The following is a 25226-nucleotide window of genomic DNA, read 5'->3' on the forward strand; positions in this document are numbered from 1 at the left end:
CGCGATCTGCGTGTATGAGCACGCCCGCGGTGTCGGAGAGCGAGGGACGGTACTTGAGCGCCATCCTCCTCGTGAGCGAGACCGCGGGCCGCCCCGCGAAGACGGGGGAACTCGCGGACGAACTGGAGGTGAGTCCGGCGAGCGTCACGGAGCGAATCGGAACGCTCGCCGACCGCGGGCTCGTCGCGTACGAGCGCTACGAGGGCGCGACGCTCACCGAAGACGGCGAAGCCGTCACGCGGGAACTCCTCTGGAAGCGCTGTCTCGCGGAGAACCTCGTGAACGACGAGGCGGACGCGGACGTGGAGGCGTTCGGGCACGCGCTCTCCGAGGACGTGGCGGCGGCGCTCAAGTCCTTCATCGACCACCCGTGTTCGGGCGAGTGTAGCGCGCCGGACGCGGAGTACAGCGAGTGTCAGTCCGCGGTTCGCGAGAGCGTCTCCCGGTAGAACTTCCCGTGAACGATGCGGCGGAGGGTGCCGCGCGCGGCCGCGGGCTCGTTCTGGTAGGACGCCGTCACGACCGTGTTCTCGAACGGCACGACGTGCCACGCGACCTTCTCCACGTCGTCGCTCCCGTTCTCCACGACCTCGTACTCGTAGTCCGCGAGCCAGTCCTCGAACTCCTCGCGGGTGCCGGAGTGGACTTCGAGGAGGTTCGCGAACAGGGCGTCGCGCGCGGTCTCCACGACCTCGCCGGTGACGCGGTCGTCGTACTCCTCCTTGCTGAACTCCATCGCCTTCGCCACCTCGCGAGTGACGTTCTGCGCGGCCGGTCCCACGTCCTCGTAGGCCGCGCGAACCTCGTCCGCCGTTTCGGGTGCGAGAACGCCGTGCGTCTCCATCACTCGTCCTCCCCGTCTTGCATCTCGCGCGTGAGTTCCATCGCCTCCTCCACGATTGCCTGCTGGTCGCCGCCCAGGTCGTCGCGGCCGTACCCGCCCTCCTGCGCGAAGTGCTGTTCGGCGTGCGCGTGGTCGCCCTCCTCGAACTCCACGTCGGACTCGGGCGCGTGCTCGACGACGACCTCGCCGAGTTCCGCCTGACTCATCTCGTTCCAGTCGGGCGCGTGCTCGTCGAGCCACGCCTCGTGGTCGGCTTCGTCCAGCATCGCGGCGAACGCGACGTGGTTCGCGAGGTGGTCGGCTTCTGCCTGCGGCACGCCACAGACGGGACACTCGTAGCCACTCATGACTGGAGAGACGAGCGCGAGACACTAACTACTCGTGGTTCGCGAGTCGCGCGACCATCACGAACGCGTCCTCGCCGTCCGCGTAGTACCGGTCGAGGGTGCGGTAGTACTCGAAGCCCTTCTCGCGGTAGAGGCCGATGGCGGGGTCGTTCGACCGGCGGACTTCGAGTTTCGCGGAGCGCGCGCCCTGCGCGCGGAGAACCGCGAGCCCGCGGTCGACGAGCGCGCCGCCCAACCCCTGGCCGCGGTCGTCGGGGTGGACGGCGAGGTCTTTGATGTGGCCGAGCGGCCGGCCGTGGTTCGGAATCGTGTCCGCGACCACGAACCCCGCGAGCGCCGTCTCCTCGGGGCGTTCCGCCACGAGGAAGCCGGGTTCGCCGAGGTAGCGTTCGAACGCCGAGAACGGCCACGGCTGCTCGAACGCCTGTTTCTCGATGCGGAACACGTCCAGCAGGTCGCCCTGACCGGCCTGCCGGATGCCCGCGTACTGGAACGGCCCACCCGACGCCATACGCGAGTCTTGGCGTGGCGCGGGTAAATGGCCTGCGGCCCTAGTCCCGGGCGAGGTACGCGTAGAGCGCGGCGACGAACACGCCGCCCACGACGGTGGCGAGCGTCCACTTCGTGCCGGAGTCGGGCGCGTGCTCGTCCGAATCGACGTTCACCCAGACCACGGACAGCAACCAGACAGCGAACACGACGTAGACGGCGCGAGCGTGCGGGATTATCGAGTCCGCGGGCAGGAACTCCATACAGGAGGAAGGGCGAGCGCGCACGTATAGGTGGCGCTGTCGCTACGCGACCCGAAAAAGATAGAGAGAATACGTGGGGTTAGTCGTCCGCGGGCGACGCCGCGCCGCTGTCGTCCTCGTACTGCTGCTTCGTGAGGGAGAGCTTCCCACCGGCAGCGAGGATGCGGCGTTCGCGCTCGGACGCGTCGAGGTGACCGGTCGCCTCCCAGTCGTCGTTCACGCGCACCGTGAACTCCTCCTGGCCGGACTTGACGGCTTCCTCGACGTCGTCGACGATTTCGATGTCGTCGCCCTGTTCGATCTTCGCGTACGCCTCCTCGTCGATGGTGAGCGGGAGGAGACCGAAGTTGAACAGGTTCGCCTTGTGGATGCGGGCGAAGGACTGCGCGAGCACGCCCTCGATACCGAGGTACATCGGGCAGAGCGCCGCGTGTTCGCGCGAACTCCCCTGACCGTAGTTCTCGCCGGCGACGAGGAACCCGCCGTCGGACTGCTTCGCGCGCTCGGCGAACGTGTCGTCGACGCGCGAGAGCGTGAACTCGGAGAGTTTCGGGACGTTCGAGCGGAACTTCAGGATGTCGGACGTCGCCGGGATGATGTGGTCGGTGGTGATGTTGTCCTCCATCTTGAGGAGGGCTTCACCTTCGAGGTGGGCGTCGAGCGGGTCCTTGAGGGGGACGTCGCCGATGTTCGGGCCCTTGATGAGGTCGTCGTCCACGGCCTCGTCGGGGCTGATGATGTCGGGGTCGTCCTGGCCCATGCCGGGGCTGTACGTCGAACCCATCTCGAGGCCGGGGGCTTCGAGGTCGCCGAGTTCGTCGGCGAGGTCGCGGGGGTCGACGATTTCGCCCTTGATAGCCGCGGCCGCGGCGACCTCCGGCGAGCAGAGGTAGACGGAGTCGTCCTCGATGCCCGAGCGACCCTCGAAGTTCCGGTTGAACGTCCGGAGGCTGACGGAGTCAGACGCCGGGACGTGACCGATGCCGATACAGGCACCGCAGGTCGCCTCGCTGAAGTTGACGCCGGCCGCCATCATCTCGGCGGTCCAGCCTTCGCGGGCGAGCATCTCGCTGGCCTGCTTCGAACCGGGCGCGACGATCATCTCGGTGTGCTTTGCGACCTCGCGGTCTTCCACCATCTTCGCGGCGGGGAGGATGTCCTCGTACGCGCCGTTGGTGCAGGAGCCGACCATGACCTGTTCGACGTCCTCGCCCGCGACTTCGCGGACGGGCACGACGTTGTCGGGCATGGAGGGCTTCGCGATGAGGGGTTCGAGGTCGGAGAGGTCGATGGTGACCGTGTCGGCGTACTCCGCGTCCTCGTCCGGGGAGAGTTCGACGTACTCGTCCTCCCGCCCGATGCGGGAGAGCCAGTCCTTCGTCTTCTCGTCCGTGCCGAAGATGCTGGAGGTCGCGCCGAGCTCCGTCCCGAGGTTCGTGATGGTGGTGCGCTCGGGGATGGTGAGGGACTCCGCGCCCTCGCCCGTGTACTCGAAGATCTTGCCGACGCCGCCCTTGACGGAGAGGCGGCGGAGCATTTCGAGCGCGATGTCCTTCGCGGTCGCCCACTCGGGGAGTTCGCCTTCGAGCTGGACGTTCACGACTTCCGGCACTTCGACGTAGTACGCGCCGCCGCCCATGGCGACTGCGATGTCGAGGCCGCCCGCGCCGATTGCGAGCTGGCCGAGGCCACCGGGGGTCGGCGTGTGGCTGTCGGACCCGAGGAGGGTCTTGCCGGGCGCGGCGAAGTTCTCCTTGTGGACCTGGTGGCAGATGCCGTTCCCGGGCCGGGAGAAGTACGCGCCGTAGGTGCCGGCGGCGGAGCGGAGGAAGCGGTGGTCGTCCGTGTTCTTGAAGTCGAACTGGTACGTCTGGTGGTCGCAGTACTGCGCGGCGAGTTCCGTCTGGACTTCGTCGAGTTCGAGCGCTTCGAACTGGAGCCAGACCATCGTCCCCGTCGTGTCCTGCGTGAGGACCTGGTCGATCTCGAGGCCGACTTCTTCGCCGGTCTCGAGCTCACCCTCGACGAGGTGGTCGTCGAGGATTTTCTCGGTAATCGTCTGTCCCATAGCGTCCGAAACTCAACTGTCTACGATTATAAATCCCGCGTGTTTCAGGACGGGCGTATGTCCCTTATACACACGGAGAGAGTGCGTATGGGGCCGGATACCAGTCGTCTAGAGGAGCGCGGTGACGGCGACGAGGGAGAGCGTGCCGACGACGAGGAGGGTCGCGGCGACCACGAGAACCGGGCGGAGGCCGGCGTCGCGGAGGGCGTTGAGGCGGAGGTCGAACCCGAGGCCGGCGAACGCGAGGAGGAAGCACGCCTCGGAGAGCGCGCCGAACCCGCTCGCGACGGGGGCGGGGAGGACGCCGGTGGCGGCGAGCGCGGCGAGCGCGACGAAGCCGACGAGGAACCCGGGAATCCCGGTGGTGAGCGCTCGCGCGGGCCGGTCGGCGTCTGCGTGGACGACGGCGTACGCGAGCGCGAGGACGCCGATGGCGGTGTTCCGGACGAGTTTCGTGACGGTCGCCCACTGGCCGGCGACGGAACCATACGTAAAGCCGGCGGCGGTGACGGGGCCGGTGGAGAACATCGCGAGGCCGGCCCAGACGCCGAACTCGCGGGGGGTGAGCGCGAGCGCGTGTCCGAGGAGTGGGAAGGCGGCGAGCGTGACGGCGTCGAAGACGAGGACGGTGGCGGCGGCGTACGCGACGCGCTCCTCGGCGGCGTCGATGCTCCCGGCGACCGCGGCGACGGCGGAGACGCCGCAGACGCTCGCGCCGGCGGCGAGCAACGACCCGGACTCGCGGGAGAGGCCGGCGACGCGCGCGCCGAGTTCGGTGACGAGAACCGAGAGCGCGACGACCGCGGCGACGAGCGCGAGGAGGAGCGGGCCGACGGCGGCGAGCGCGCCGAGGCCGAGGGTCGCGCCGAGCGCGACGATACCGGCTTCGAGGAAGCGGCCGTGGAGCGCGAGTCCGGGCGCGAAGCGGGCGGGCGTAGGGAGGGCGTTCGCGGCGAGCGCGCCGAGCGCCACCGCGAGGAGGAGCGGACTGCCGACGCCGGCCGCGCGGGTGGCCGCGACGGCGACGGCGGCGACGAGCACGAGGACGAGGAGGCCGGGCGCGCGCCGGCGGACGCGTTCGCGCATCGCCTCCTACTTGGCGGGCGGACGTGAGTGCGTGTCGATTCGACACGCCTAACGTGCTCGTGACGGAGGGAGAGGTATGTTCGAGAGTGGCGCGTCCGTCGCGGCGGCGCTCGGCGGCGTGGACGACGAGCAGGTGCAGCCGAACGGCGTGGACTTGACGCTCGCGGGCGTGTACGAGCAGACGACGCCGGGCCGCATCGGCGTGGACGGAAAGGACGTGGGCGACCGGCGGGAACTCGCGCCCGCGGACGGAACCTACTCGCTGGAACCGGGCGGGTACGTCGTGGAGTACGCGGAGACCGTCCGCATCCCCGAGGAGCACGTCGGGTTCGTCTACCCGCGGTCGAGCCTCCTCCGAAACTCCTGCATGCTCAACACGGCGGTCTGGGACGCCGGCTACGAGGGGAAGGGCGAGGGCTTGCTCCAGGTGCATCACGCGGTCGAACTGGAGGCGGGCGCGCGAATCGCGCAGTTGGTGCTGGCGGACGCGGAACACGAAGCGACGTACGACGGGAGTTATCAGGGCGAGCGGCTATGAGGCGTCGTCCGGGACGGTGATGTCCGTCTCGGTGCCGTAGTCGCTGAACGTGATGGTGAGCGTCTGTTCGAGCGTCTGCCCGTCGATCGTGAGCGTCATGTCGAGCGTGGCCTTCTGGATGCGGTGCGTATCGACGGCGACGTACTGGGTCACGGAGACGGACTCGACGGACACGTCGCCGTCGATGGAGTTCCGGTTCTCCGCGTAGGACGTGACGCTCTCGGGGTCGGGCTGAACCGAGAGCGCGTACGTCTCCACGCCGTCAACGGTGGTCGTGTTCAGCACGGTGACCTCGGCGTCGGTGAGGAACGCGACCTGTCGGTCGGTCGGCGTGCTTGTCCACGCGCCCTCGGGCGTGGGCTGTGTCTGCCAGACGCCCTGCGAGTGGACGTAGGCGGTGTCGCCGACGACGTACGTCTCGGTGGTCGCGGAGTTCGACTGGTCGCCGCGGGTGGCGGTGGCGTCGGTTCGCTGGTACATGCGCTCCGCGGTCTTGTTGACGACGCCGGTGAGGCGGAGCGTGGTCTGGATGTTCCCGAGGTCCTGGTCGATGTCGGCGTCGAACTCGTAGGCCGTGACGTTCGCCATCGCGTCGAGCGTGTCGGCCTGCACGTCGTCGGCGGAGGCGTTCACGTTGGACGCGGTGGTGGTCGGCGACGAGTCGGTGAGGCCGGCGCAGCCGCTGAGCGCGACCAGGCCGGCGAGGAGGACGAGGGCGACAGTGCGGCGGTGCATACACGCGAAGGAGGAGTCGTCAGGCGTTTGTAGCTTACGCCTGGTTTCAGTCCGAGAGAGGGAGGCGGACGCGGAACGCCGCGCCGCCGAGGTCGGCGTCGTCCGCGACGGTGAGGGAGCCGCCGTACGTCTCGACGATACGGTGACAGAGGTTCAGGCCGACGCCGGTTCCGCCGCTCTCGACGCCCTTCTCGCCGAGGTCGAACACGGCGTCGCGGCGCTCGGGCGGGACGCCGGGGCCGTTGTCGGCGACGGTGACGACGACGGCGTCGTCCGCGCGTTCGCCGGAGACGCGGACGCGGGGGGCGTCGGTGTCGTTGTGTTCGACGGCGTTCGCGAGGAGGTTCTGGAACACGTCGGGGAGGAGGTCGTCCCCGACCACGTCGGCGGGAAGGGGCGTGTCGAGTTCGAACGCCGCGCTCGGGTAGGTGTCGCGGGCGTCGTCCACGGCGTCCTTCACGACGGGCGCGAGCGCGAGCGAGTCGAGGTCGCGGTGCTCGCCCTCCACGGCCTTCATCAGCGACCGCATCGTCTCGATGCGGTCTTCCATGTCGTCCGCGCGCTCCTCCAGCGTGTCGAGGTAGTCGGTCGCGTCGTCGTCCACGTGGTCTTCGAGGACGGTGGCGCGGGCGTTGATGACGTTCACGTCGTTCAGGAGGTCGTGGCGGAACGTGCGCGCGAGCAGTTCGAGGCGCTCGTGCTGGTCGCGCAACCGGGCTTCGCGGTCGAGGCGCTTCCGCGTCTCGCGGAGGTGGGTGCCGAGGAGTTCCGCCGCGGTGACCTGGGAGTCCTCGAACTCGTCGTCCGTGATGCTCGCCTGCAGGACGGCGTCGTCGCCGACCGGAACCGTGAGCACGGTCGCGCCGTCCACCTGCCGGGTGGTCGCGCCGCCGTCGGTCGGGACGGCACCGGGTTGGATGCGGTCGATGCTCTCCCAGTCGAGGGCGTCCCGGGTGCCGCGCGCGGCGACCACGTCGCCCTCGGCGACGACGCACGCGGCGTCGAACCCGACGGCGGTTCGGAGGGCGTTGAGGGTGCGGTCGTACGCCTCGTTCTCGGTGTCGGCGGCGGAGAGGTCGGACGCGACTCGGTGGAGATGTTCGAGGCGTTCGCGCGCGGCGGACTCGCGCGCGAGGTGTTTCTGTTCGGTGATGTCGGCGATGCGGACGTGCGCGCGGACGGCGTTCGCGGTGGTGATGGGGGTGGCGTTGACGAGGAGCGACCTGTCGCCGTCGGGGCCGTCCCACTCGAACTCGACGGCGTCGCCGTCGGCGAGCGGGCCGGCGAGCGAGTCGTACGTACCGTTCACGCCGGGGGCCTCGGAGAGGATGGCGGCGATGTCGTCGTAGCGCTCGCGGAAGGCGCTGTTTGCGGACTCCACGACGGGGCCGTCGTCGAACCGGACGGTGGCGATGGCGTCCTCGGCGTTCTCGTAGAGCGCGGACAGCCGGTCGCGTTCGAGCGCCAGTTCCGACTCGTTGCGGCGGCGGCGGGAGTCGTAGATGCCGATGCCGAGCGCGACGACGCCGCCGAACACGACGGCGTCGAGCGCGATGAAGTAGGGTTTGAGGTCGTTCTGGACGAACTGCTGGATGCCGAGCACCCACGCGAGGAGCACGGCGAACGCGACGAGGACGCCGAGCGACCACTTCGCGGCGTTCACGACGTACTCGTCGCTCCAGTCGCGCGTGTACAGCCAGAGACCGCCGACGACGAGAGTGAGCGCGAGCGCGAGGCCCGGCGAGTTCTCGAACAGCGTCGACCACAGGGGCTTGTGGGGCGGGTTCGTCCAGTCGTCGAGGATGTCGAGCAGGGGGAACCAGAGGAGTCCGACGCCGAGCGCGCTGACGAGGCCAGCGGACGTGACGCGTCGGAACGAGACAGCCATTACGGGAGATAGTGGGATTTCTGTCAAAAGGCTGTGGGCCGAACTCGCCCCGGCCCGACAGCCTAACCCGTTCGGGTGCGAAGCCGGGGGTGATGCCCGCCGACAGTCCGGGACTCCACCACGTCACGTCGCTCGTCGCGGACGCACAGGCGAACGTGGACTTCTACACGGGCGTGCTGGGGTTGCGCCTCGTGAAGCACACGGTGAACCAGAAGGACATGCTCACTCGCCACCTGTTCTACGGGAACGCGTCCGGGGAGCCCGGCACCGTCTACACGTGCTTTCCGTATCCGAACGAGGTGCCCGCGCGCCCCGGGAAGCCGAGCGTGCCGGCGGCGATGTTCGCCGTCCCCCCGGGGAGTCTCGACTTCTGGCGCGACCGACTCGACGCCCACGGCACCGAGTACGAGACCCGAGAGCGACTGGGCGAGACGGCGCTCCGGTTCAGCGACCCCGCGGGGACGACGCTCGAACTCGTCGGAGCGGCCTCGCCCGTGGAACCGTGGACGGCGAGCGTCCCCGACGAGCACGCGATTCGGGGGTTTCACGGCGTCACGACCCTGCCCGCCGACCCGTACGCCACCGCGAGCACGCTCGAAACCTTCGGCTTCTCGCTCGACGGCGAGGACGGCGACCGGGTGCGGTATCGCGCGCCCGGCGACCGCGCGACCGTCGTGGACATCCTGAACCGGGACGCCGAGTACGGCCGCGAGGGCGTCGGCTCCATCCAGCACGTCGCGCTCCGCGTCCCCAGTCGAGACGACCTCATGGCCTACCACGACCGCCTCCGAGAACGCGACCTCCGCGTCTCCCGGGTGCGCGACCGCCGGTACTTCGAGTCGCTGTACGTCCGCGACCCCGGCGGCGTCCTCTGGGAGCTCGCGACCGAAACACCGGGGTACACGCTCGACGAACCCCGCGAGAAGCTCGGTGAGTCGTTCGTCCTGCCGGAGTTCTTCGCGGACGACCGCGACCTCATCGAATCCCAGCTCCCCGAGTTGGAGACGTGACCGTCCCGCACGCAGACCAGCCGATAGTCGTGTCGGGCGCGCCCCGCGGTGCGGCGGACGCGGGCGTCGTCCTCCTCCACGGCCGCGGCGCGACCGCGCAGGGCGTGACGAACCTCGCCGCCCCGCTCTACCGGCACGGCGTGACGTTCTTCGCGCCCGAAGCGGAGCGGAGCCGCTGGTATCCGTACGCGTTCGACCAGCCACGGGAGCGCAACGAACCACACCTCTCCGGCGCGCTCGCTCGCGTGGACGCCGCGCTCTCCCGCGCCCGCGACGCCGGCCTCCCAGCGGAGCGCGTGCTCCTGTTCGGGTTCAGTCAGGGCGCGTGTCTCGCCTGCGAGTACGCCGCCCGACACCCCCGCAGATTCGGCGGTGTCGTCGCGCTCTCCGGCGGCCTGCTCGGCCCCGTCATCCAGTCGGACGAGCACGCGGGTAGCCTGGAGGACACCCCGGTCTTCCTCGGGGTCGGCGCGGACGACGACCGCGTGCCCGTCGCGCGCGTCCGCGACACAGCCGAGGCCTTCGAAGCGCTCGACGCCGACGTGACGACGACGGTCTACGACGGCGTCGGACACGAGGTCACGGACGACGAGTTCGACCGCGCGAACGCGCTACTGAACGGGATTCTCGCCGGATAGAAACGAAGCGGGGTTCGTGTCACCTGACCCCCGGCTTCGACTGAACCACACACCACGACCAACCTTAATTGTACTTGTTACAGTGGAGTTTACTCGTCCGTCCGATTCACCACCAACCGCTGTAACGCGATACGCACCCAATACCCCGCCTCCTCGTCCTCCACGTGGTCGAGCGCGTTCTCCAAACACTCCTCCACACTCTCACCCCCCGAACTATCCATACGTCCACACCACACACAAAAACACAAAATAGTATTGGAGAACCGACACCGAAAAACCACCCTGGCACACTCCACACCCTCAAAAGTAAACAAGCCACTCATCAACTGCCGAACAGAATAGCGGGCTCGACGGGAGTCACGCGAGCGAACAAAGTGAGCGAGTGTGACTAAGCGAGACGCCTCCGGCGTCTCGCGGAGTCGCCCCGTTTTTCGGCGAACTTCGTTCGCCGTAAAAACGGGCTCGACGGGATTTGAACTAACGCGAGACTCGCTTCGCTCGCCTCGCTGAGTTCAGAATCCCACTCGCTGCGCTATTCGTTCTCGCTTCACTCGAACAGAATAGCGGGCTCGACGGGTCTTCGCTTCCGAGGTTGCGCATGGGGTGGGGGTTATCGTTCTCAGTCATCGTTCAGGAACTGCCAGCGACGATCTGCTTTCTCGCGCTGCGATGCTCGGTCGTAGTGCTTGTCCAGCACGTCCTCGCTCGCGTCGAGGCGGTCGGAGACGACGCCGCGCGGCACGCCGTCGTTCCGGTACTTCGTCACGCGCGCTTTCCGCACGTCGTGTGGACTCCGCGCTGAGGGGCAGCTGCTCGCGCCGTCCGCGGTCGCCCACTCGCACGTATCGGGTTCCTCTCCGTGCGGGCAGACCACGCCGACACGGCAGGGCCGCGTCCACCGATAGAACGTCTGGCGAATCGACGAGGATGAAACGCGCCCATACCTGGTAGTGACGAGCGGCCGCCGCCCGTGGTCGTCCTCGACGTTCTTCCGGGGGCCGTCGATGTAGTCCTGGAGCGTCGAGGCGACCGACCGACTGATTCGGTTGTACCGCTCGCCGTCGTCGTCGTTCTTCAGGGGAGTTCCAGACCCGGGCCGATGCACGTAGTTCAGTCCCGGCGTGTCCGTGTCGAGGTCAGCGTCTCGGAGGTCGAGCGCGCGCACGCCGCCGCTCCGCGCGCCGGTGTGCCAGATGAGCGTCCAGATCACGTGCTCCCGACTCGCGTACTCGTACTGCGAGAGGTAATCGAGAATCGGCGGCACTCGCTCGGGTTCTATCGTCGAATCGCTCACTTCCTCGTGCTTCGACAGCGAGGGCAGCGGCACCTTCTCGTAGAGGTCTTCTTCGACGGCCTCGATCTGCGCGCAGAACCGAAGGAACGAGCGGAGCGTCGCCAGCGCGCCGTGAATCGTCTTCGGTGCGAGTTCGTCTGTCTTCCCCTTCGAGTACCCGCCGTTTCTGCGCCAGATACGGAACTGGTAGAGATCGCGTCCGTCGAGGTCGGCCATGCTGTCGATGCCGCCGTGCTCCCGACACCACTCGACGAACGCACGCAGATGACTCTCGTGAGACACCTGCGTCCAATCCGCCGCGTCGTGCTCCATCGACTCCAGATGCATCTCTACAGCATCCGAAGGCGGAATCGGTTCGAGATTGGTATCAGCCATATACCCCACCATACTGGACTAGGTTTGATATAGTTAACGACGATTGTAATCGCACCACTACCAGGTATATAACACACCGGACGTGCGATAAGGAGTATGAGAAAATCGGGGAAGTGGATGGTTCTCCTCGACGACAGAATCCTCGAACTGTTCGAGGAGACGGGAGAGGAATATATGTCCCCGAGCGAAATCGCCGGGCACAACGTGATTCCGTACAGCGTGAGCTACGTCAGCCAGCGGTGTAAGAAACTGGCCGAGCACGGGCTGTTACAGCCGGTCGGGAACGGAGTCTACACGATGACCGACGAGGGACGCGCGTACCTCCGCGAGGAGTACAACACAGCAGAGAACAGCGGAATCGAGGTAGAGAACGAGAACGCTACCGGAGTGAGTGAGGAGGACGAAGCGTAATGTCGGTTCGCCGGATGGGACGATGGATGTACCCCGTAGACGAGCGCATCCTCGAGCACCTGGACGACACCAACTGGGCGACACCGCAGACGATGGCGCGCGAGTTGGAGTTCGCCCAGATCGACGCGGACGAGCGCACCATCGAGAAGCGTTGCCAGCTCCTCATCGAGCGCGAACTCGTCGCGCCCGTAGTTGAGGACAGCGAGATGGTTGAGATTACGACGTGGGGGCAGGCCTACCTTCGAGGCGACGTAGCCGCGGATATGTTGCGGTCGTACCCGTAGCGAATATTACGGCGCGGGTTTTCTGTCGGTTCGTGTACCGATTCGAGCCGGACGAGATAGACGCCGAACGAGCAGACCATCAGGCCCTCCTCCAGGGCACGAAGGGCGACGACCGAGACGCGAAACGAGTTGGTAACCTCGGAGAAATCGCGTTCGAGCGGTTCTGCCGCGAGTACCTACCGGCGGAGATGTGGACGTGGATGAACGAGGAAGCGATTCGGCGGTGTAACCCGGAAAGCTTCTCGAAGTACGACTTCGAGGTGTTCGGCTTCGAGGTGGACGTGAAGACTTCCCGCGACATCTCCGCGTTCACACCCGAAGCACTCGCGGAGAACGACGACGAGGACGACATCATCGTGATGGTGTGGCACCGCGACAACGAGGACGCCCTGATTCTGCTCGGCTGGGAGTGGGTAGACACCATCACGACGAAGATCGAGATGGAGGAGAAGTACACGGGCGAAACGCCCGCGAAGCTCGAACCCATCGCCGCGAGTCCGATGAACGAACTCATCGACCTCGGTCCGAACACCGCGCACCTGAACCAGATGCCGGAAAATCCGTTCTCACCGGGCGACCGTGTGAAGAAGAAGGAGGGGCATCGCGGAGATCCCGCTGTGGTCATCGAGGTGCTGCCGCCGGAGACGGAGGCGAGTATCTACGGGAACACGATGGAGGAGGAAGCGGTGAACGTCGCGTTCCCCGACCACCTCGACGGCGGGCCGGGCGACTGGGAAACAATTCACGAGGCGAAACTGGCGTCGTACTGCGACGACCAAGACATCAAGCTGTACACCTACAAGCACTCGAACTTAGAATTTGCAGAGGAATAGAGACCAGAGTAACTGTAACCCTTGGTTCAACCTCCTCCAGCAATAAGTATAGATTTCTTACACATATTGCCTCGGGGGTAATTATATCAAACTGTTAAGTTGATCTATTAGTTACCATCAGGTACCGGGACGGGATGTTCCGGTGTCTACTGTGCATTGGACACAGTTGGGTTAGGTAGCTACCGAGAACGGTGCCAAACCGGGCGCGAGAAACGTCACACACTTCTCGCATTCACACCCCGGTTGACCGCACTGTTCTTCGCAAAAACAACTGGATAGTCACAACTAACCACTTACCCCAGACGGCGGCCGTCACCCCCCATTGAGGGGGGATTCGGCCGCCCGTCCGACCGCCCGGAACGACGCCGGGACGGGACAGCATCAGTCACGAGACGGCCGCTATCCACCGAACAACTGGTGGGCGACAGCGTCCGGGTGGTACTCCGTATCTGCTTCGGGGAGGTTCCCGAGGTCGCGAACCGTCTCCGCATCCTCACCGACACCAGACCGGAGTTCCGCCGCGTACTCCTCAACGTGTCCGTCCTCGTCGAGCACACGCTGACAGTGCAACTGTACCGAGTCCGGCATCTCCCGCAGGTGCTTCGCAACACCCATACCGTCCTCGCGGTGGGCGAGAAACAGCATCACCGCGTGCCGCTTCGCAGCGAGCCGCGTAATCTCACCCATCCGCTCGCGTACCTGGTGCGAGTTCGACGTGCCTTCCGCGTGGTCGAGCGACGCGTCGTCAACCAGCACGAGCTTCCGCCGCTCCGGCTCCGCTTCGAGGACGTCTTCGAGTTCGTCGATAGACTCGACTTCCTGGTAGTCGTCAATCCAGCGCGCCGAGATATCGTCCCGCGGGACGTTCCCGACGACGAGCAAGTCCTCGACGAATCGATCCGTGAGATCGACGCCGAGGAACCCGACGTTCGTCTTGCCGTTGTTCGTCCCGCCGGTCAGCACGATGATGCGACCGACGTACCGCAGCACCTTCCAGAACTCCGCGAGGCTCTTCACGTACCCCGTATCGAGGTCGTTGTCCGTGATGCCCGTCTCGAACGCGACTTGCGACGAGTTCCCGGCGGCAATCGCCTTCGTCGTCCGTTCGGAGCCGGTAATCCCGATCGCGTCACGGGCGCGCGCCGTCGCCGCGAACGACCCGTCCTTCCCGGACTTCTCCCACGCACGGGCACGCCACGAGAGGTTCCGAGCCAACTCAGCCGGGACGCGGCCAGTCCACTCGGGGAGTTCTACTTCGTCCTCTGCACGCAGCGCCTCTCTCAGCTTCGCAGGGTCGAGGTCACCCATCGGTATCACCGCCGTCGTCGCGCGCGAGGTCGTTCGCCTTCTCGATTACTTCCTTCTCCAGTTCGTCGCCGGCACCGTCGCCGTCAGCAGCCCCATCTTCTTCCTGGAAGGCGTCGGCTTCATCGGGGCGCTCGTCACCAAGCGAGTCGAGCATCTGACTGATACCCTGTCCGTTCGGCAGGGTCAGCTCGTCGTACGTCGCGTCCGACTCCGCGACCAGCGACTCAGCCATCCGCCGAACCTGCGCGCGGAACGTCCGTTCGAGTTCCCCGAGCTTCACGAGTTCCTCTTCCTGCTCCTCCCAGATCTGCGACGTGTAGAACAGCATGTTCTCCATCTCGTGCGGACTCATCACCGAGCGCGTCGTCCCGATCGCCTCGAGGGCGTCACGATCGAACATCAACACGAGGTGCAGGGGTGGCGACGTACCGAGCGACACGGCGTCTCCCCACAGCATTTCTAGCTCCTCGAACTCACCGGGGTCGAGCCACTTCAGCCCGAACTTCGGCGGATGATGCCGCGGGTCGAAGTACACGATACCGTGCTGTTCGGGAGCGCGCGCCCGGTAAATCGCGAGCGGCACAGCGACGAGTGTCGCCGCGCCTTGCCCGACGAGGAACGCGAGCACGAGCACGGGAAGCCACGCCGGAATCGACGGCAGACCGACCGTGACGGCCGCGACCGATAGCGCGAGACCGCCAGCGACAACGAGGACAGCGGCAGCGAGCAGCCACCAGCGCCAGCGGTACAGGACGCCGCCCTCGGACTCGTGCACCGCAGGCAGGTTCTCCGGGTTCGCGTCGCTCATACGATATCATCCCGGCTTTTCAGCCGCTTGCTGACAAGACCGAAGATGATAGTCGTCGAGACGACGCCACCCGTCGAACCGGCAAGCGCGACGAACCACATCGCACCAGTCGGGACGAGTCCCGGGCCGACACCGCCACCGGGTTCAACCGGGTTCGACCATGCGAACTGGTGTTCCACGTCGAGCGACACGACGATAGTCTGGTCACCGTCCCGAACGGACGCCGGCACCTTCACGAGCACGCTCGTTTGGGGCGGGACCGTGAACGAGACACCGGCCACACGACCGTGCCCGGACGCCACGATCGAGTTCGAGTCCGTCGCACCGAGCGTCATCGCGACCTGCTTCGTGTTCCGAACCTGGACGAGCGCGTAGCCCTCGCTGTGCCACTCCACGTTGTGCACGGTGACGCCCTCGATAATCGTCTCCTCGACACTCCCGAGGTCGCCGTCGTCCTCGAGCAGCGCGACGATACCGTAGCCCGTGCTCCGGTAGTCGTTCGCGCCCGACGCCGGCCCGCTCGTCGTCGTGTTCGTCCCGACAGGCAACTCCTGAGCAGCCACAGGCGCACCAAACGCGGGCAGCGTTACAGCGACAACCAGCAGTATGAGTATAAGTTTGCGCATAAAGAGAGAAGGTTAGAGTCGGCTCCAGAGTGCGATTAGGAACGGCCCGAGGATCGGTCCGACGAGCAGGACGATGCCGAATCCTGCGATGCCGATACCGATCAAGCCGTACGGGAGATCGGGGACAACGTCACCGGGAGTCGGCACCCAGTCGAACCAACCCGATGGGTCGAAGTTGGGGCCGTTGCCACCGCCGCCGGTGGCGTCGGACTCGTCACCGTCGTTGTCCTCGTCCATCATCTCCACGAGTTCCTTGTACTGCTCTTGGTTCGCCTTAACCTGCTCGAGCACCTTCGTCAGGTTCGACTCGTTCGGGTCGTTCGCGTGTTGCGTCGCGTTCTCGACCTCCTCGCCGTCGGCGTTCGTGATAGACTGCACCGTGATGTCGCCGCTCGACACCACAGCCGTCCGCGAGGTCACATCCGTCTCGTAGGTGCCGTTCACCCACTCACCGGTCTCATCGGTGTAGATGATGTGCACGGGCTTCGTGAGGTCGGCACCGTCGCCAACTGAGTACGTCATATCGTTCGTCCACGTGCCGTTCGGCGGGGTCGAGTCCGTCGCTATCCAGCCTGAGTACGTGTTCGTACTGTTGATTTGCTGGCCGTCAACGACCGATCCGGCCAGCACGTCAACCTCTACGGTCTTGCTCACGTCCGTGAGCGAGTACCCCAGAGAGGACAGCAACATCGCGCGCCACGACTGGTCGCCGCGATCGCTGGTCTCCATCGAGTGCTGGATGTACCAGCTGGTCGTGTGGTAGTCCTGCGCGCTGACGTTCCCTGACTGGAGTTTCTCGTACAGCTGGGACAACAGCCCACCGTTCGAGTCACCGAGCACCTCGATGACCGCGTTATCAACGCTCTCCAGTTCGTCGTGACGAGCGCGGAACTGGTTCGTGTAGGACTCCCGCGTGGTGACGTTGTACACCCGAATATTGTTCATATTCGTGTGGTCGCCATCAGTCAGTTCGAGCGTCCTATCCGACGGCGTGAACGTGTGTACCGGCCCGTTCGAGTTCGAGATCGTCACCTCGCCCTCGTTGTATGTCACGGTCACCGTGACACCCGACCCGGATTTCTGCGGGCTGGGTGTGTTGGGGCCGTTGATGTCCGTCCAGTACGAATACTGACCTTGGCGGGTCTCCACGGTCACGTCTCCAATCTGGAGCATCGTATCGGACTCGCCGTCAACGGGGAGATTTCCGAGCGAGAGATCTACCTTAACCTTCTTCGCTTTGGTCAGGTCGATACTCCGCGGGAGACCCGTCCCGTCGTACGTCGGGCCGAGCGATTGCGTGAACGTCGCCGTGTTGATAAGGTCTACCCAACTGCCGGTTTCAGGATTCCAGACCTGCACGAGCACATCCTGTGTGAGCGGGTTCACCGTGTCGATAGCGCCACCGGACTCAAGGCTGTCACTACTATCGTTGTACTTCCAGAGTGTCGGCACCACGACCTGCTCGCCGCTCGCGGTCACGACCGTCGTCGCCGTGGACTTGTTCGCCGCGAAGTCCGGACTGGTGACACGGGAGACCTTATAGCCGGTCTTGTACGTGCCGTTATCGTTGATGTAGCCGATACGGATGTTGTCAGCGACGCCCGCGTCTTGAGCCTGGTAGACGAGACCCGCAAGCGCGTTGGTTTGCGAGAGGTACTGCCGCCACAGGTGCAGCTGCTGTTTAGCGACGCGCTCGTGAGCGGCGGTATGCGCGTCGGTCACAGCACTGATTTCCTCAGAGCCGTTGGTGACGGACTCGATGAACGCCGTCCGACCGTCACCGATAGCCGGGTTCTGGAGGCGCTGGGCGTAGTTATCCCACTGGTCGAAGTACTGCATCGTGAACGCCTTGTCCTCGAGCGCGAGCGACGCGAGCCGCCGCGCCGCCTCCGTCTCCGTGTCACCATCGATGGTGTTACCCTGCATATAGCACGGATTCGGATTCGCGTGCGTCACGCCGTCCTCCTGCGAGTACGCATTCGTGCCGCCGTACCCACGGAAGAAGCCAGAGAGCCAGCCGAGCATGTTCTCCTCGCTGTTACAGACTGTCACGTCGTCGCTCGACGCCGCGGCCGGTGTGGCGGCGAAGCCGACACCTCCGAGGACAGTCGAGACAACGACGAGCGCAGCCAACAGCGATGCAAAACGATTGGTCATCACTCGGTCACCGTGAGACGATCGCACCGACGACCATCATCGCGGTGAAGAACCCGATGCGGCCGTAGATGCCGAACGCATGCACTCCATCCTGCACAACAGGCAGGGCACTATACGCGACCATCAACGCCGTGACGACCGCCACGTACCCTTTCTCGAATTGGTGGTAGTAGCGGAAGTCACGCGTGTTCGAGGATGCGAACGCGAGCGCGAAGAACGCGAGCGTCGCCCCCAGCGGGTAGTACTTGTGCTGGGTGAGGAACGCCACCACGGGGTCAAGCAGCCCCGTCATGATGAGCGAACTCAGGCCGAACGCAACGGCCAGCGCAGCACTCCCGACGTTGATGAACGAGAACGACTTCTGCCACGACGACCGACTATTGCGAGCCATCGGTCTACTCCGTGCGCACCTCGTAGCGCACACCTTCGCCGCGTTCAGTTTCGTACGTTTCACCAGTGTTCTTGATGCCAACCACGTCGCCGCGGCCGACGTTCGCCTGGTCGATTTGCCGATCAACCGAGGCGTTACCCCACATCAGCTTCTCCTCACCGGGGCCGAGGCTAAGCCGGTAGACGCGGCTGTTGTACTCCCCGCAATCCTCCCGGATTTTGCGGAGTTCACCGACGACAGACTCACCGTCTTCGAGGTCGAGCCAGTCATCCGAGTCGTCTCCGAGATCGTCTTCGTCGTAGTCTCCCTCGACGGGACTCAATGCAGCGAAACCGCCCGAATCGTCCTGGTCAGATGCCATGACATACTAGGGTACTAGACGTACAGACTAGGTGCTAAGCGTCCCTCAGTGAAAGTAAAACTCGACACGCTATGCCCGCGCCTCCTCGATGAGTTCCAGTCCCGACTCGAAGTGTTCCGGCGCAAGACCGGCTTGCGCCAGCACACCGAGCGGGTCGAGGGTCGTGTTCACCGCGAGGGTTCGCACGCGCTCGAACGCCTCATCGAGTTCTTGCTGTTCAGCAAACGAGCGCTCTCGAACCACCGGGTCGGGGTGCAACAGCGCGACCCACTGCTCCACGGGCAGCGCACCGAGCGTCCAGTCATCGACAACGTTCGCGAGACGCAACTCGCATCCGCAGCTGCACTCGTCCGGCGTCCCGTCACGCCACGGGTCGAGACTGCGCGCGAGCACGTCACACTCACACAGCACGTAGGTCGCCGGGTCGTTCAAGAACTGCGCGACCTCGCCACGTGTTTTCGGAAGAGTAGGAAGCATCAACGGCCGCATATCTACGCCACCACCGCTGGCAGGCCGTTCCTCACCGTCAGATTCGATAATCGCGTCCATCCGCCAAGACGGGGGCCGCTCTACAGATTCCGTGACTGTTCGGACGCCCCAGTTGGGATCAACGCCCGTTTTCCGTTCCACCGCCTCCGTCGCTGACGGCCATCGTTCACCGACCGGCTTGTCGAGCCAGTCTTCCTCGTCCTCCTCGAGGCCGTCCACGTCACCAGCACCGTCCGTAACAGGTACCTGCGTACCGTGTTCACGGCGTGCAGCGGTCAGCGTCTCGTAGTGCTGGGGAATCTGCCAGGGGCTTCCACAGCAGCCACACTCGTATTCGACGCCGCGACGCGACGAGCGTACGATACGCTCACCGTGGTTGAGCGTCTGCTTAGCGCGGTCGGACTCGGCTCGTTGTTTGCACGCGTCCGCAGCGATCGCGCTGTTCGCGGTCATCGAACGGGTCGCCTTCTGGCTCATCGTGCTCCACTGCGTCGCCGCCCACGCGATGTACGCGGGCGGCCGTTCCAGGAAGTCCTCCTCGGCGCTGCTGATGTACTCCGCCGCATAGGCACTCCACGACTGCACGTCGTCCTCACCGTCCCACGGGTCGTCGCCTGCGACCCGTCGCACGGAGACCGCATCGTCGCCATGTCCGCCTTCGCCTGCGAGGTCGCAAACATCGACGTGCTTCTCAACGACCGAACGAAGCTCGTTCTCGAGAACGGTGGTGCAGTCTCCAGCTCCAATCGGGGCAGCGTCGAGCAGCACCATCACGTGATGGTGACCGTATCCGTGGTTCAGACCACCGCCGGGGTGTGGTTCGCCCTGCTTGTGGTACACCCAATCCGCAACACCAAGCGCATCCAGCTTGTTATACAGCGTACGGTAGACACCGTTACTCCACGAGTTGGCTATAGCGCGGTCGTGGTCGGCAGGGCCGACGCGTTCGTCATCGGGTTTCGACGAGGCGGAGAGTGTGAGAATCACGCTGTGCGGGTTCTCGTACTCACCGCTCGCCTCCACACCAGTCGGGCGTTCGCCGCCGACCGTTTCGCGTTCGATGGCCTTGAGACGAGCAATCTCGCGGGCGCAGTAACTCGGTTGCCACGAGTTTTCGAGTTCAATCTCGAACTCGGCGTACTCAGCATCGCCTTCGTAGCCGCGTGCGAGTCGCCCACGACGCCCGCGAGCGCGTTCGTACCACGCGAGCATCGATGCAATCCCATCGAGCCACGTCGCAGCGTACCGTTCTGACACCTCCGTCACAGTCACCGACTTCTCCATCGGACGCAGTGGTTCCGTTTGGGACTCCGTGATGACCTCTTCCGTGACTTCTCCGCGGAGAGTCATTTCATTCGACTCAGATAGCGGCACGAGCAGGCGCGAACCGAACTCGTCCCAGACCTCTGCGAGGCGATGCGCCGGGTGCGGTAGCTCCCGGTCTGGGTCAATCTCGATTTCATCGAGACCCGAATTCTTAATCGCGCGTTTCAGCGCCCGAGACGCATTTGTCGAGTTAGTCTGGTTGGCGGGCCGAGACCGCACCGCAGGGGGTCCCGAGGTACTCACAGCACCACCCCAGCAACAGCTACACGCACAGCCGCTCCGTTCCGGAACGAGGACGGTCGCCTTCGGCTCCCTGTGTTCCGGGCGCGTCGGCGCCGGTCGCTACGCTCCCGGCGTCGCCGTGCCGGGCTTTCACCCGTCCTCCACTCCGCTACAGAGTACTCAGACGGGAACCCGCATCCCCGCCGTTGGCGGTGGGCAGGTCCGGTCACGCTTCAGCGAGACCCACACGCGTCGCCCAGCGGAGATCGGGTTCGATCTGGTCAACCGGCTCACCGCGCTCGAGCACGGGAACCGAGTGACAGCCGCGGCACTCGCGGTAGCGAGTGCAGCTGTCCGTCACCGGGTTGAAGCAGACCTCGTGACAGGAGTGGCAATGATAGAGGAGCCACGAAGCGAAATCCGACACTACGCACCACCCCGGTTTGCGAACGTCAGGCCACGACGGCGTGGGGGCGCGTTCAGGAGGTTGTTTGTGTCGTTATTTGACGGTGGGCAGAAACCAGAGACGCGGCCGTTCGGGGCCGTTACGCTACGCTGAGAGGTGTTTTGGGTTTGTATCCAGAACGAGCCGCTACGGTACGGGCTCGACGGGATTTGAACCCGCGGCATCTTGGTCCGGAACCAAGTGCTCTGTCCACTGAGCTACGAGCCCTCACGTTCGCTAGCGGTGTTGCGGCTTTAACGCTTCTGGAATGGGTAGGTCGAAGGGGCCGCGGGCGGAAACCGAGGGTATGGAGGTCGTTCACGGCCGGGAGGTGTACGGAGTGGGTGTGGGGCCGGAGACGCGGTGTGCGCACTACGATTCCGCCGTGGACGTGATTGCGATTCGGTTCGCGTGTTGCGGGGAGTACTATCCGTGTTACGAGTGCCACGAGTCGGTGGCCGACCACGAGGCGGCGGTGTGGGAGGACGCGTCGGCGCGCGCGGTGCTCTGCGGGGTGTGCGGGCGGGAGTTGACGGTGGGCGAGTATCTCGATTGCGAGAACACGTGTCCCGGCTGTGGGGCGGCGTTCAATCCGGGGTGTCGCCGGCACTACGACCGGTACTTCGCGGCGGACGTACGCTAGGCGTCCGAGGAGTCGGGGCTGGGGCCGGAACCGGGGCCGGAGCCGTCGTCGGGGCCGTCGTCGGGGCCGTCGTCGATGACGGTTCGCTTCCAGGTGCCGCGGAGGAACCACGCGACGCCGACGATTGCGCCGAGGACGTTCCCGCACATCATGCCGAGCCAGATGCCGGTCGCGCCCATGTCGAGGACGAACACGAGGAGGTAGACGGTGGCGACGCGGCCGAGCCAGAGCGTCACCATCGAAATCGCCATCGCGGTCTTGGTGCTTCCCGCGCCGCGGAACGCGCCGAGGACGACCTGGAGGACGCCGATGAACACGAACTCGATGGCGCGGATGCGGACGTACTCGCTCCCGAACGCGATGGTGGCTTCGGCGTTCTCGACGCCGGGTTCGATGAAGACGGAGACGATCGGGCGCGGGAAGAGCGCGGCGACGACCGCGATGCAGAACAGGACGGCGGCGGCGACTTTCGCGGCGAGCCAGACGGCGCGCTCGGCGCGCTCAGCCTGGTTCGCGCCGAGGTTCTGGCCGACCATCGTGTTCGTCGCGCGGCCGAGCCCCATCGCGGGGAGGAAGACGAGGCTGACGAGGCGGTTCCCGAGGCCGAACGCGGCGACCACGGCGGGGCCGAAGGACGCGACCATCGCGGTCAGGGAAATCATCGCGAGCGCACTCGTGGACTGCTCGGCGGCGCTCGGCGTGCCGACGCGCACGATTTTCGACACGAACCCGAGGTCGGGGTAGAAGTCGGCGAGCGCGACGTCCGGGCCGGCGTCCGTGAAGAAGAGGACGTACGCGCCCATGATGGCGGCGACGAACCGCGCGAAGATTGTGGCGATAGCGGCTCCGACGATACCCATCTCGGGGAACACCCACCAGCCGAAGATGAGGAAGGGGTCGAGGACGACGTTAATGGCGACGCTGACGAACATCACGCGCATCGGCGTGCGGGTGTTCCCGTACCCCCGCATCAGACTGGAGAACACGAAGAACCCGAAGAGGGCGGGCATCCCGAGGAAGAACACCTCCATGTAGTCGGCGGCCAGCGGGATGACGACCGCGGCGGTCTCGGCGTCCGCGGGGAGCAGGGAGAGCATGTCCCGCGTGATGAAGTGGCCGACGACGCCGAAGACGGCGGCGAGCGAGCAGACGAACCCCATGGTCTGCGCGGCGACCTTCCCCGCCGACCCCTCGCTCTTCGCGCCCGTGTACTGCGCGACGAGAATCGAGCCGGCGGTGGTGAACCCGCCGCCGACCGAGATGAGGAAGAAGATGAGGGGGAAGGCGAGGCTGAGGGCGGCGACGGCGTTCGACGACAGCCTCCCGAGCCAGAAGGTGTCGGCGAGGTTGTACGCCACCTGGAGGAGCTGAATGACGACCATCGGCCAGGCGAGCGCCAGCATCGGCCGAATCAGGTCGCCTTCCGTGATACTACTCTCGACGCGGGGCTCTGACACTACCCGAGACTAGCTACGAATCGAAATGAGCGCTTCGACTTCAGCGCCGCGACGATACGGCCGCACCGACGGAACGGTCGGGCGCGGGCGAACGTTTTGGTGTCGGCGCGCGAATCCCCGGTATGGACAGAGAGCGCATCCAGACCGTGTCCGTCCTCGTCTACGACGGATTCGACGAACTCGACGCCGTCGCGCCCTACGAGGTGTTCGCGAACGCCGGCCTCGACGCCAGCATCGTCAGCCCGCACGGCGCGTCGGTCGTGGAAGCCAGCCACGGCCTCCGCGTCGAAACCGACCCCGACCACGACCAGCCCGACCTCGTGCTCGCGCCCGGCGGCGGCTGGAACGACCGCGACCGACCGGGCGCGTGGACGGAGTACGAGGACGACACCATCCCCCAGTACCTCGCCGACGCCCACGAATCCGGCGCGACCGTCGCCGGCGTCTGCACCGGCGGCATGCTCCTCGCGCAAGCCGGCCTCCTCGACGACCGCCCCGCCACCACACACCACACCGCCACCGCCGACCTCGAAGACGCCGGCGCACGCCTCGCCGACGCACGCGTCGTCGACTGCGGCGACGTCCTCACCGCCGCCGGCGTCACCTCCGGCCTCGACCTCGCCTTCCAGCTCGTCGAAACCATCCGCAGCCAAGACGTCGCCACCGACGTCAAACGAGAAATGGAGTACGAACCCCGCGGCAAAACCCTCGTCGCGCGCTAACAGCCCCCAGTCTGGCGCTCACTCGCTGCGAACCACGTCGGCTCGCGGCTACCGCCGCTCGCTATTTCGTGCCTCACGCCTCACTCCGTTCAGCGTTCGGCTGTATCGTGGTTCTCGCTCGTTCGCTTCGCTCACTCGCTGCGAACCACGTCGGCTCACGGGTCGCATCCGCTCCCCGTTCGCGTATTCCGTGGCGCTCACTTCGTTCGCGCCACGACGGCTCGCGCCTCGTCACACTCAGCGCTCGCTAGTCCGTCGCCCTCACTCGCTTCGCTCGTTGCGGGCGACTTCGTGCCGCCCGAACCCGTACCGCAATCGATTCGCGAGGCGGCGGGAGAACCGGCCGTCGCTCCGGGAGTCGAAGCGTTCGGCGAGCGCCTGGTAGATGAGGGGAACGGGGACTTCCTGGCGGAGGGCTTCCTGCACGGTCCAGGTGCCCGTGCTTCCGCCTTCGACGCGGTCCGCCACGTCGCCGAGGTCGTTTCCTTCCTCGCGGAAGGCTTCCTCGCAGAGTTCGAGGAGCCAGCTTCGGATGACCGCGCCGTTGTTCCACGTGCGAGAGACTTTTTCGAGGTCGAGGTCGTACCGGCCGTTCGCGAGGAGTTCGAACCCTTCGCCGTAGGCCTGCATGAGCGCGTACTCGACGCCGTTGTGCACCATCTTCACGTAGTGGCCGCTCCCGGTGTCGCCCATGTGGTCGTGGCCGTCGGGGCCGGTGGCGACGGCGTCGAAGACGGGCGCGAGTTCGTCGTACGCCCACTCGGGGCCGCCGACCATCAGGCTGAAGCCGAGTTCCGCGCCCGCGGGGCCGCCCGAGGTGCCGCAGTCGAGGTAGGCGGCGGGGCAGAACTCCGCGCGCCGAATCGAGTCCTCGAAGTAGGAGTTCCCGCCGTCCACCACGATATCCTCCGACTCAAGATGGGGTTCGAGGTCGTCGAGCGCGGCGTCCACGGGGTCGCCCGCGGGCACCATCATCCAGATGCGTTTCTCCTCGCCGAGGGTCTCCGCGAGTTCGTCGATGGAGTGCGCGGGCGTCGCGCCGGCGTCAGCCGCCGATTCGACCGCGTCCTCGTCGATGTCGAACGCGACCACGTCGATGCCCGCGTCCAGGCATCGGTCTACCACGATTCGCCCCATCCGTCCGAGGCCGAGCACGCCGAGTTCCATG

The 25226-nt window shown here is 65.9% G+C and carries 27 protein-coding genes and 1 tRNA gene; 9 read left to right on the forward strand and 19 right to left on the reverse strand.

The window, feature by feature from the left end:
* Positions 1-14 precede the first annotated feature (14 nt).
* Positions 15-449, forward strand: a complete 435-nt coding sequence (locus LI334_RS11800; protein WP_227261024.1) for a metal-dependent transcriptional regulator — start codon at positions 15-17, stop codon at positions 447-449.
* On the opposite strand, the gene LI334_RS11805 is transcribed toward LI334_RS11800, so the two are convergent.
* From LI334_RS11805 to LI334_RS11830, 6 genes are all read right to left on the reverse strand, one after another.
* A complete protein-coding gene (locus tag LI334_RS11805; RefSeq protein WP_227261025.1) occupies positions 416-844 on the reverse strand; it encodes a DUF5809 family protein in 429 nt (142 codons plus the stop codon). The two genes, LI334_RS11800 and LI334_RS11805, sit on opposite strands and share 34 nt — an antisense overlap.
* Positions 844-1191 carry a DUF5810 domain-containing protein gene (locus LI334_RS11810; RefSeq protein ID WP_227261026.1) on the reverse strand — a complete coding sequence of 116 codons (348 nt, stop codon included), beginning with the start codon at positions 1189-1191 and terminating at the stop codon, positions 844-846. Before LI334_RS11810 ends, LI334_RS11805 begins: the two co-directional genes overlap by 1 nt.
* A 28-nt stretch (positions 1192-1219) precedes the next feature.
* A complete protein-coding gene (locus LI334_RS11815) occupies positions 1220-1702 on the reverse strand; it encodes a GNAT family N-acetyltransferase (RefSeq protein ID WP_227261027.1) in 483 nt (160 codons plus the stop codon).
* 40 nt (positions 1703-1742) lie between these two features.
* Positions 1743-1943: a hypothetical protein gene (locus LI334_RS11820; protein ID WP_227261028.1), complete on the reverse strand. Its 201-nt coding sequence runs from the start codon at positions 1941-1943 to the stop codon at positions 1743-1745.
* A 79-nt stretch (positions 1944-2022) separates the two neighbouring features.
* On the reverse strand, positions 2023-4011 hold the full coding sequence (locus LI334_RS11825; protein ID WP_227261029.1) for an aconitate hydratase: 1989 nt from the start codon (positions 4009-4011) through the stop codon (positions 2023-2025).
* A 108-nt stretch (positions 4012-4119) separates the two neighbouring features.
* Positions 4120-5097 carry a YeiH family protein gene (locus tag LI334_RS11830; protein ID WP_227261030.1) on the reverse strand — a complete coding sequence of 326 codons (978 nt, stop codon included), beginning with the start codon at positions 5095-5097 and terminating at the stop codon, positions 4120-4122.
* A 76-nt stretch (positions 5098-5173) separates the two neighbouring features.
* Between LI334_RS11830 and LI334_RS11835 the strand changes: the two genes are divergently transcribed.
* Positions 5174-5635 (forward strand): deoxyuridine 5'-triphosphate nucleotidohydrolase, encoded by a 462-nt coding sequence (locus tag LI334_RS11835; protein ID WP_227261031.1) that lies wholly within the window; start codon positions 5174-5176, stop codon positions 5633-5635.
* Here LI334_RS11835 and LI334_RS11840 read toward each other — a convergent pair.
* Both LI334_RS11840 and LI334_RS11845 read right to left on the reverse strand, forming a co-directional pair.
* Positions 5630-6370 (reverse strand): DUF6612 family protein, encoded by a 741-nt coding sequence (locus LI334_RS11840; protein ID WP_227261032.1) that lies wholly within the window; start codon positions 6368-6370, stop codon positions 5630-5632. The genes LI334_RS11835 and LI334_RS11840 overlap by 6 nt on opposite strands.
* A 46-nt stretch (positions 6371-6416) precedes the next feature.
* Positions 6417-8258, reverse strand: a complete 1842-nt coding sequence (locus tag LI334_RS11845) for an ATP-binding protein (RefSeq protein WP_227261033.1) — start codon at positions 8256-8258, stop codon at positions 6417-6419.
* Positions 8259-8350: 92 nt separating this feature from the next.
* On the opposite strand from LI334_RS11845, the gene LI334_RS11850 reads away from it, so the two are divergent.
* Positions 8351-9268 carry a VOC family protein gene (locus tag LI334_RS11850; RefSeq protein WP_227261034.1) on the forward strand — a complete coding sequence of 306 codons (918 nt, stop codon included), beginning with the start codon at positions 8351-8353 and terminating at the stop codon, positions 9266-9268.
* The gene (locus LI334_RS11855; protein WP_227261035.1) at positions 9265-9906 is read left to right on the forward strand and encodes an alpha/beta hydrolase; all 642 of its coding nucleotides are present in this window, start codon (positions 9265-9267) and stop codon (positions 9904-9906) included. Before LI334_RS11850 ends, LI334_RS11855 begins: the two co-directional genes overlap by 4 nt.
* 619 nt (positions 9907-10525) lie before the next feature.
* Here the strand turns inward: LI334_RS11855 and LI334_RS11860 are convergent.
* A complete protein-coding gene (locus LI334_RS11860; RefSeq protein ID WP_227261036.1) occupies positions 10526-11575 on the reverse strand; it encodes a tyrosine-type recombinase/integrase in 1050 nt (349 codons plus the stop codon).
* Positions 11576-11692: 117 nt separating this feature from the next.
* Here LI334_RS11860 and LI334_RS11865 point away from each other — a divergent pair, with 117 nt between their 5' ends.
* Genes LI334_RS11865 through LI334_RS11875 form a run of 3 tightly spaced genes read left to right on the forward strand, consistent with a single transcriptional unit; the run spans position 11693 to position 13103 of the window.
* A complete protein-coding gene (locus LI334_RS11865) occupies positions 11693-11986 on the forward strand; it encodes a helix-turn-helix domain-containing protein (RefSeq protein ID WP_227261037.1) in 294 nt (97 codons plus the stop codon).
* Positions 11986-12270, forward strand: coding sequence for a hypothetical protein (locus LI334_RS11870; protein ID WP_227261038.1), 285 nt, complete (start codon positions 11986-11988; stop codon positions 12268-12270). Before LI334_RS11865 ends, LI334_RS11870 begins: the two co-directional genes overlap by 1 nt.
* Positions 12271-12302: 32 nt before the next feature.
* The gene (locus LI334_RS11875; RefSeq protein ID WP_227261039.1) at positions 12303-13103 is read left to right on the forward strand and encodes a hypothetical protein; all 801 of its coding nucleotides are present in this window, start codon (positions 12303-12305) and stop codon (positions 13101-13103) included.
* A 399-nt stretch (positions 13104-13502) separates the two neighbouring features.
* Here LI334_RS11875 and LI334_RS11880 read toward each other — a convergent pair whose 3' ends face one another.
* The 8 genes from LI334_RS11880 to LI334_RS11915 form a co-directional block, all read right to left on the reverse strand.
* Positions 13503-14411 carry a hypothetical protein gene (locus LI334_RS11880; RefSeq protein WP_227261040.1) on the reverse strand — a complete coding sequence of 303 codons (909 nt, stop codon included), beginning with the start codon at positions 14409-14411 and terminating at the stop codon, positions 13503-13505.
* Entirely contained in the window at positions 14404-15219 is an 816-nt protein-coding gene (locus LI334_RS11885; RefSeq protein ID WP_227261041.1) for a hypothetical protein, read from the reverse strand. Before LI334_RS11885 ends, LI334_RS11880 begins: the two co-directional genes overlap by 8 nt.
* Positions 15216-15782, reverse strand: a complete 567-nt coding sequence (locus tag LI334_RS11890) for a hypothetical protein (protein ID WP_227261042.1) — start codon at positions 15780-15782, stop codon at positions 15216-15218. Before LI334_RS11890 ends, LI334_RS11885 begins: the two co-directional genes overlap by 4 nt.
* A gap of 75 nt (positions 15783-15857) precedes the next feature.
* Positions 15858-18002, reverse strand: a complete 2145-nt coding sequence (locus LI334_RS11895; protein ID WP_227261043.1) for a hypothetical protein — start codon at positions 18000-18002, stop codon at positions 15858-15860.
* A gap of 7 nt (positions 18003-18009) precedes the next feature.
* On the reverse strand, positions 18010-18393 hold the full coding sequence (locus LI334_RS11900; protein WP_227261044.1) for a hypothetical protein: 384 nt from the start codon (positions 18391-18393) through the stop codon (positions 18010-18012).
* Positions 18394-18397: 4 nt separating this feature from the next.
* Positions 18398-18754, reverse strand: coding sequence for a hypothetical protein (locus LI334_RS11905; RefSeq protein WP_227261045.1), 357 nt, complete (start codon positions 18752-18754; stop codon positions 18398-18400).
* A 69-nt stretch (positions 18755-18823) separates the two neighbouring features.
* Entirely contained in the window at positions 18824-20527 is a 1704-nt protein-coding gene (locus tag LI334_RS11910; RefSeq protein ID WP_227261046.1) for a hypothetical protein, read from the reverse strand.
* An 864-nt stretch (positions 20528-21391) separates the two neighbouring features.
* Positions 21392-21464 (reverse strand) — tRNA-Arg (locus tag LI334_RS11915).
* Positions 21465-21543: 79 nt separating this feature from the next.
* Here LI334_RS11915 and LI334_RS11920 point away from each other — a divergent pair.
* The gene (locus tag LI334_RS11920; protein WP_227261047.1) at positions 21544-21879 is read left to right on the forward strand and encodes a CHY zinc finger protein; all 336 of its coding nucleotides are present in this window, start codon (positions 21544-21546) and stop codon (positions 21877-21879) included.
* Here the strand turns inward: LI334_RS11920 and LI334_RS11925 are convergent.
* Complete coding sequence (locus LI334_RS11925; RefSeq protein WP_227262339.1) at positions 21876-23282, reverse strand: MATE family efflux transporter; 1407 nt, start codon at positions 23280-23282, stop codon at positions 21876-21878. The two genes, LI334_RS11920 and LI334_RS11925, sit on opposite strands and share 4 nt — an antisense overlap.
* 176 nt (positions 23283-23458) lie before the next feature.
* Here LI334_RS11925 and LI334_RS11930 point away from each other — a divergent pair, with 176 nt between their 5' ends.
* Positions 23459-24058 carry a DJ-1/PfpI family protein gene (locus LI334_RS11930; RefSeq protein WP_227261048.1) on the forward strand — a complete coding sequence of 200 codons (600 nt, stop codon included), beginning with the start codon at positions 23459-23461 and terminating at the stop codon, positions 24056-24058.
* A 261-nt stretch (positions 24059-24319) separates the two neighbouring features.
* Here the strand turns inward: LI334_RS11930 and gnd are convergent, their stop codons facing one another.
* A complete protein-coding gene (gnd, locus tag LI334_RS11935; protein WP_227261049.1) occupies positions 24320-25225 on the reverse strand; it encodes a phosphogluconate dehydrogenase (NAD(+)-dependent, decarboxylating) in 906 nt (301 codons plus the stop codon).
* Position 25226: the final 1 nt, after the last annotated feature.

Source organism: Salarchaeum japonicum, assembly GCF_020614395.1.
Taxonomy (GTDB): domain Archaea; phylum Halobacteriota; class Halobacteria; order Halobacteriales; family Halobacteriaceae; genus Salarchaeum; species Salarchaeum japonicum.

Coding starts and splice junctions, on each gene's coding strand:
- LI334_RS11800 (WP_227261024.1), top strand. CDS start 15: ATGAGCACGCCCGCGGTGTCGGAGAGCGAGGGACGGTACTTGAGCGCC.
- LI334_RS11805 (WP_227261025.1), bottom strand. CDS start 844: ATGGAGACGCACGGCGTTCTCGCACCCGAAACGGCGGACGAGGTTCGC.
- LI334_RS11810 (WP_227261026.1), bottom strand. CDS start 1,191: ATGAGTGGCTACGAGTGTCCCGTCTGTGGCGTGCCGCAGGCAGAAGCC.
- LI334_RS11815 (WP_227261027.1), bottom strand. CDS start 1,702: ATGGCGTCGGGTGGGCCGTTCCAGTACGCGGGCATCCGGCAGGCCGGT.
- LI334_RS11820 (WP_227261028.1), bottom strand. CDS start 1,943: ATGGAGTTCCTGCCCGCGGACTCGATAATCCCGCACGCTCGCGCCGTC.
- LI334_RS11825 (WP_227261029.1), bottom strand. CDS start 4,011: ATGGGACAGACGATTACCGAGAAAATCCTCGACGACCACCTCGTCGAG.
- LI334_RS11830 (WP_227261030.1), bottom strand. CDS start 5,097: ATGCGCGAACGCGTCCGCCGGCGCGCGCCCGGCCTCCTCGTCCTCGTG.
- LI334_RS11835 (WP_227261031.1), top strand. CDS start 5,174: ATGTTCGAGAGTGGCGCGTCCGTCGCGGCGGCGCTCGGCGGCGTGGAC.
- LI334_RS11840 (WP_227261032.1), bottom strand. CDS start 6,370: ATGCACCGCCGCACTGTCGCCCTCGTCCTCCTCGCCGGCCTGGTCGCG.
- LI334_RS11845 (WP_227261033.1), bottom strand. CDS start 8,258: ATGGCTGTCTCGTTCCGACGCGTCACGTCCGCTGGCCTCGTCAGCGCG.
- LI334_RS11850 (WP_227261034.1), top strand. CDS start 8,351: ATGCCCGCCGACAGTCCGGGACTCCACCACGTCACGTCGCTCGTCGCG.
- LI334_RS11860 (WP_227261036.1), bottom strand. CDS start 11,575: ATGGCTGATACCAATCTCGAACCGATTCCGCCTTCGGATGCTGTAGAG.
- LI334_RS11865 (WP_227261037.1), top strand. CDS start 11,693: ATGGTTCTCCTCGACGACAGAATCCTCGAACTGTTCGAGGAGACGGGA.
- LI334_RS11870 (WP_227261038.1), top strand. CDS start 11,986: ATGTCGGTTCGCCGGATGGGACGATGGATGTACCCCGTAGACGAGCGC.
- LI334_RS11880 (WP_227261040.1), bottom strand. CDS start 14,411: ATGGGTGACCTCGACCCTGCGAAGCTGAGAGAGGCGCTGCGTGCAGAG.
- LI334_RS11885 (WP_227261041.1), bottom strand. CDS start 15,219: ATGAGCGACGCGAACCCGGAGAACCTGCCTGCGGTGCACGAGTCCGAG.
- LI334_RS11895 (WP_227261043.1), bottom strand. CDS start 18,002: ATGACCAATCGTTTTGCATCGCTGTTGGCTGCGCTCGTCGTTGTCTCG.
- LI334_RS11900 (WP_227261044.1), bottom strand. CDS start 18,393: ATGGCTCGCAATAGTCGGTCGTCGTGGCAGAAGTCGTTCTCGTTCATC.
- LI334_RS11905 (WP_227261045.1), bottom strand. CDS start 18,754: ATGGCATCTGACCAGGACGATTCGGGCGGTTTCGCTGCATTGAGTCCC.
- LI334_RS11910 (WP_227261046.1), bottom strand. CDS start 20,527: ATGGAGAAGTCGGTGACTGTGACGGAGGTGTCAGAACGGTACGCTGCG.
- LI334_RS11920 (WP_227261047.1), top strand. CDS start 21,544: ATGGAGGTCGTTCACGGCCGGGAGGTGTACGGAGTGGGTGTGGGGCCG.
- LI334_RS11925 (WP_227262339.1), bottom strand. CDS start 23,282: ATGCTGGCGCTCGCCTGGCCGATGGTCGTCATTCAGCTCCTCCAGGTG.
- LI334_RS11930 (WP_227261048.1), top strand. CDS start 23,459: ATGGACAGAGAGCGCATCCAGACCGTGTCCGTCCTCGTCTACGACGGA.
- gnd (WP_227261049.1), bottom strand. CDS start 25,225: ATGGAACTCGGCGTGCTCGGCCTCGGACGGATGGGGCGAATCGTGGTA.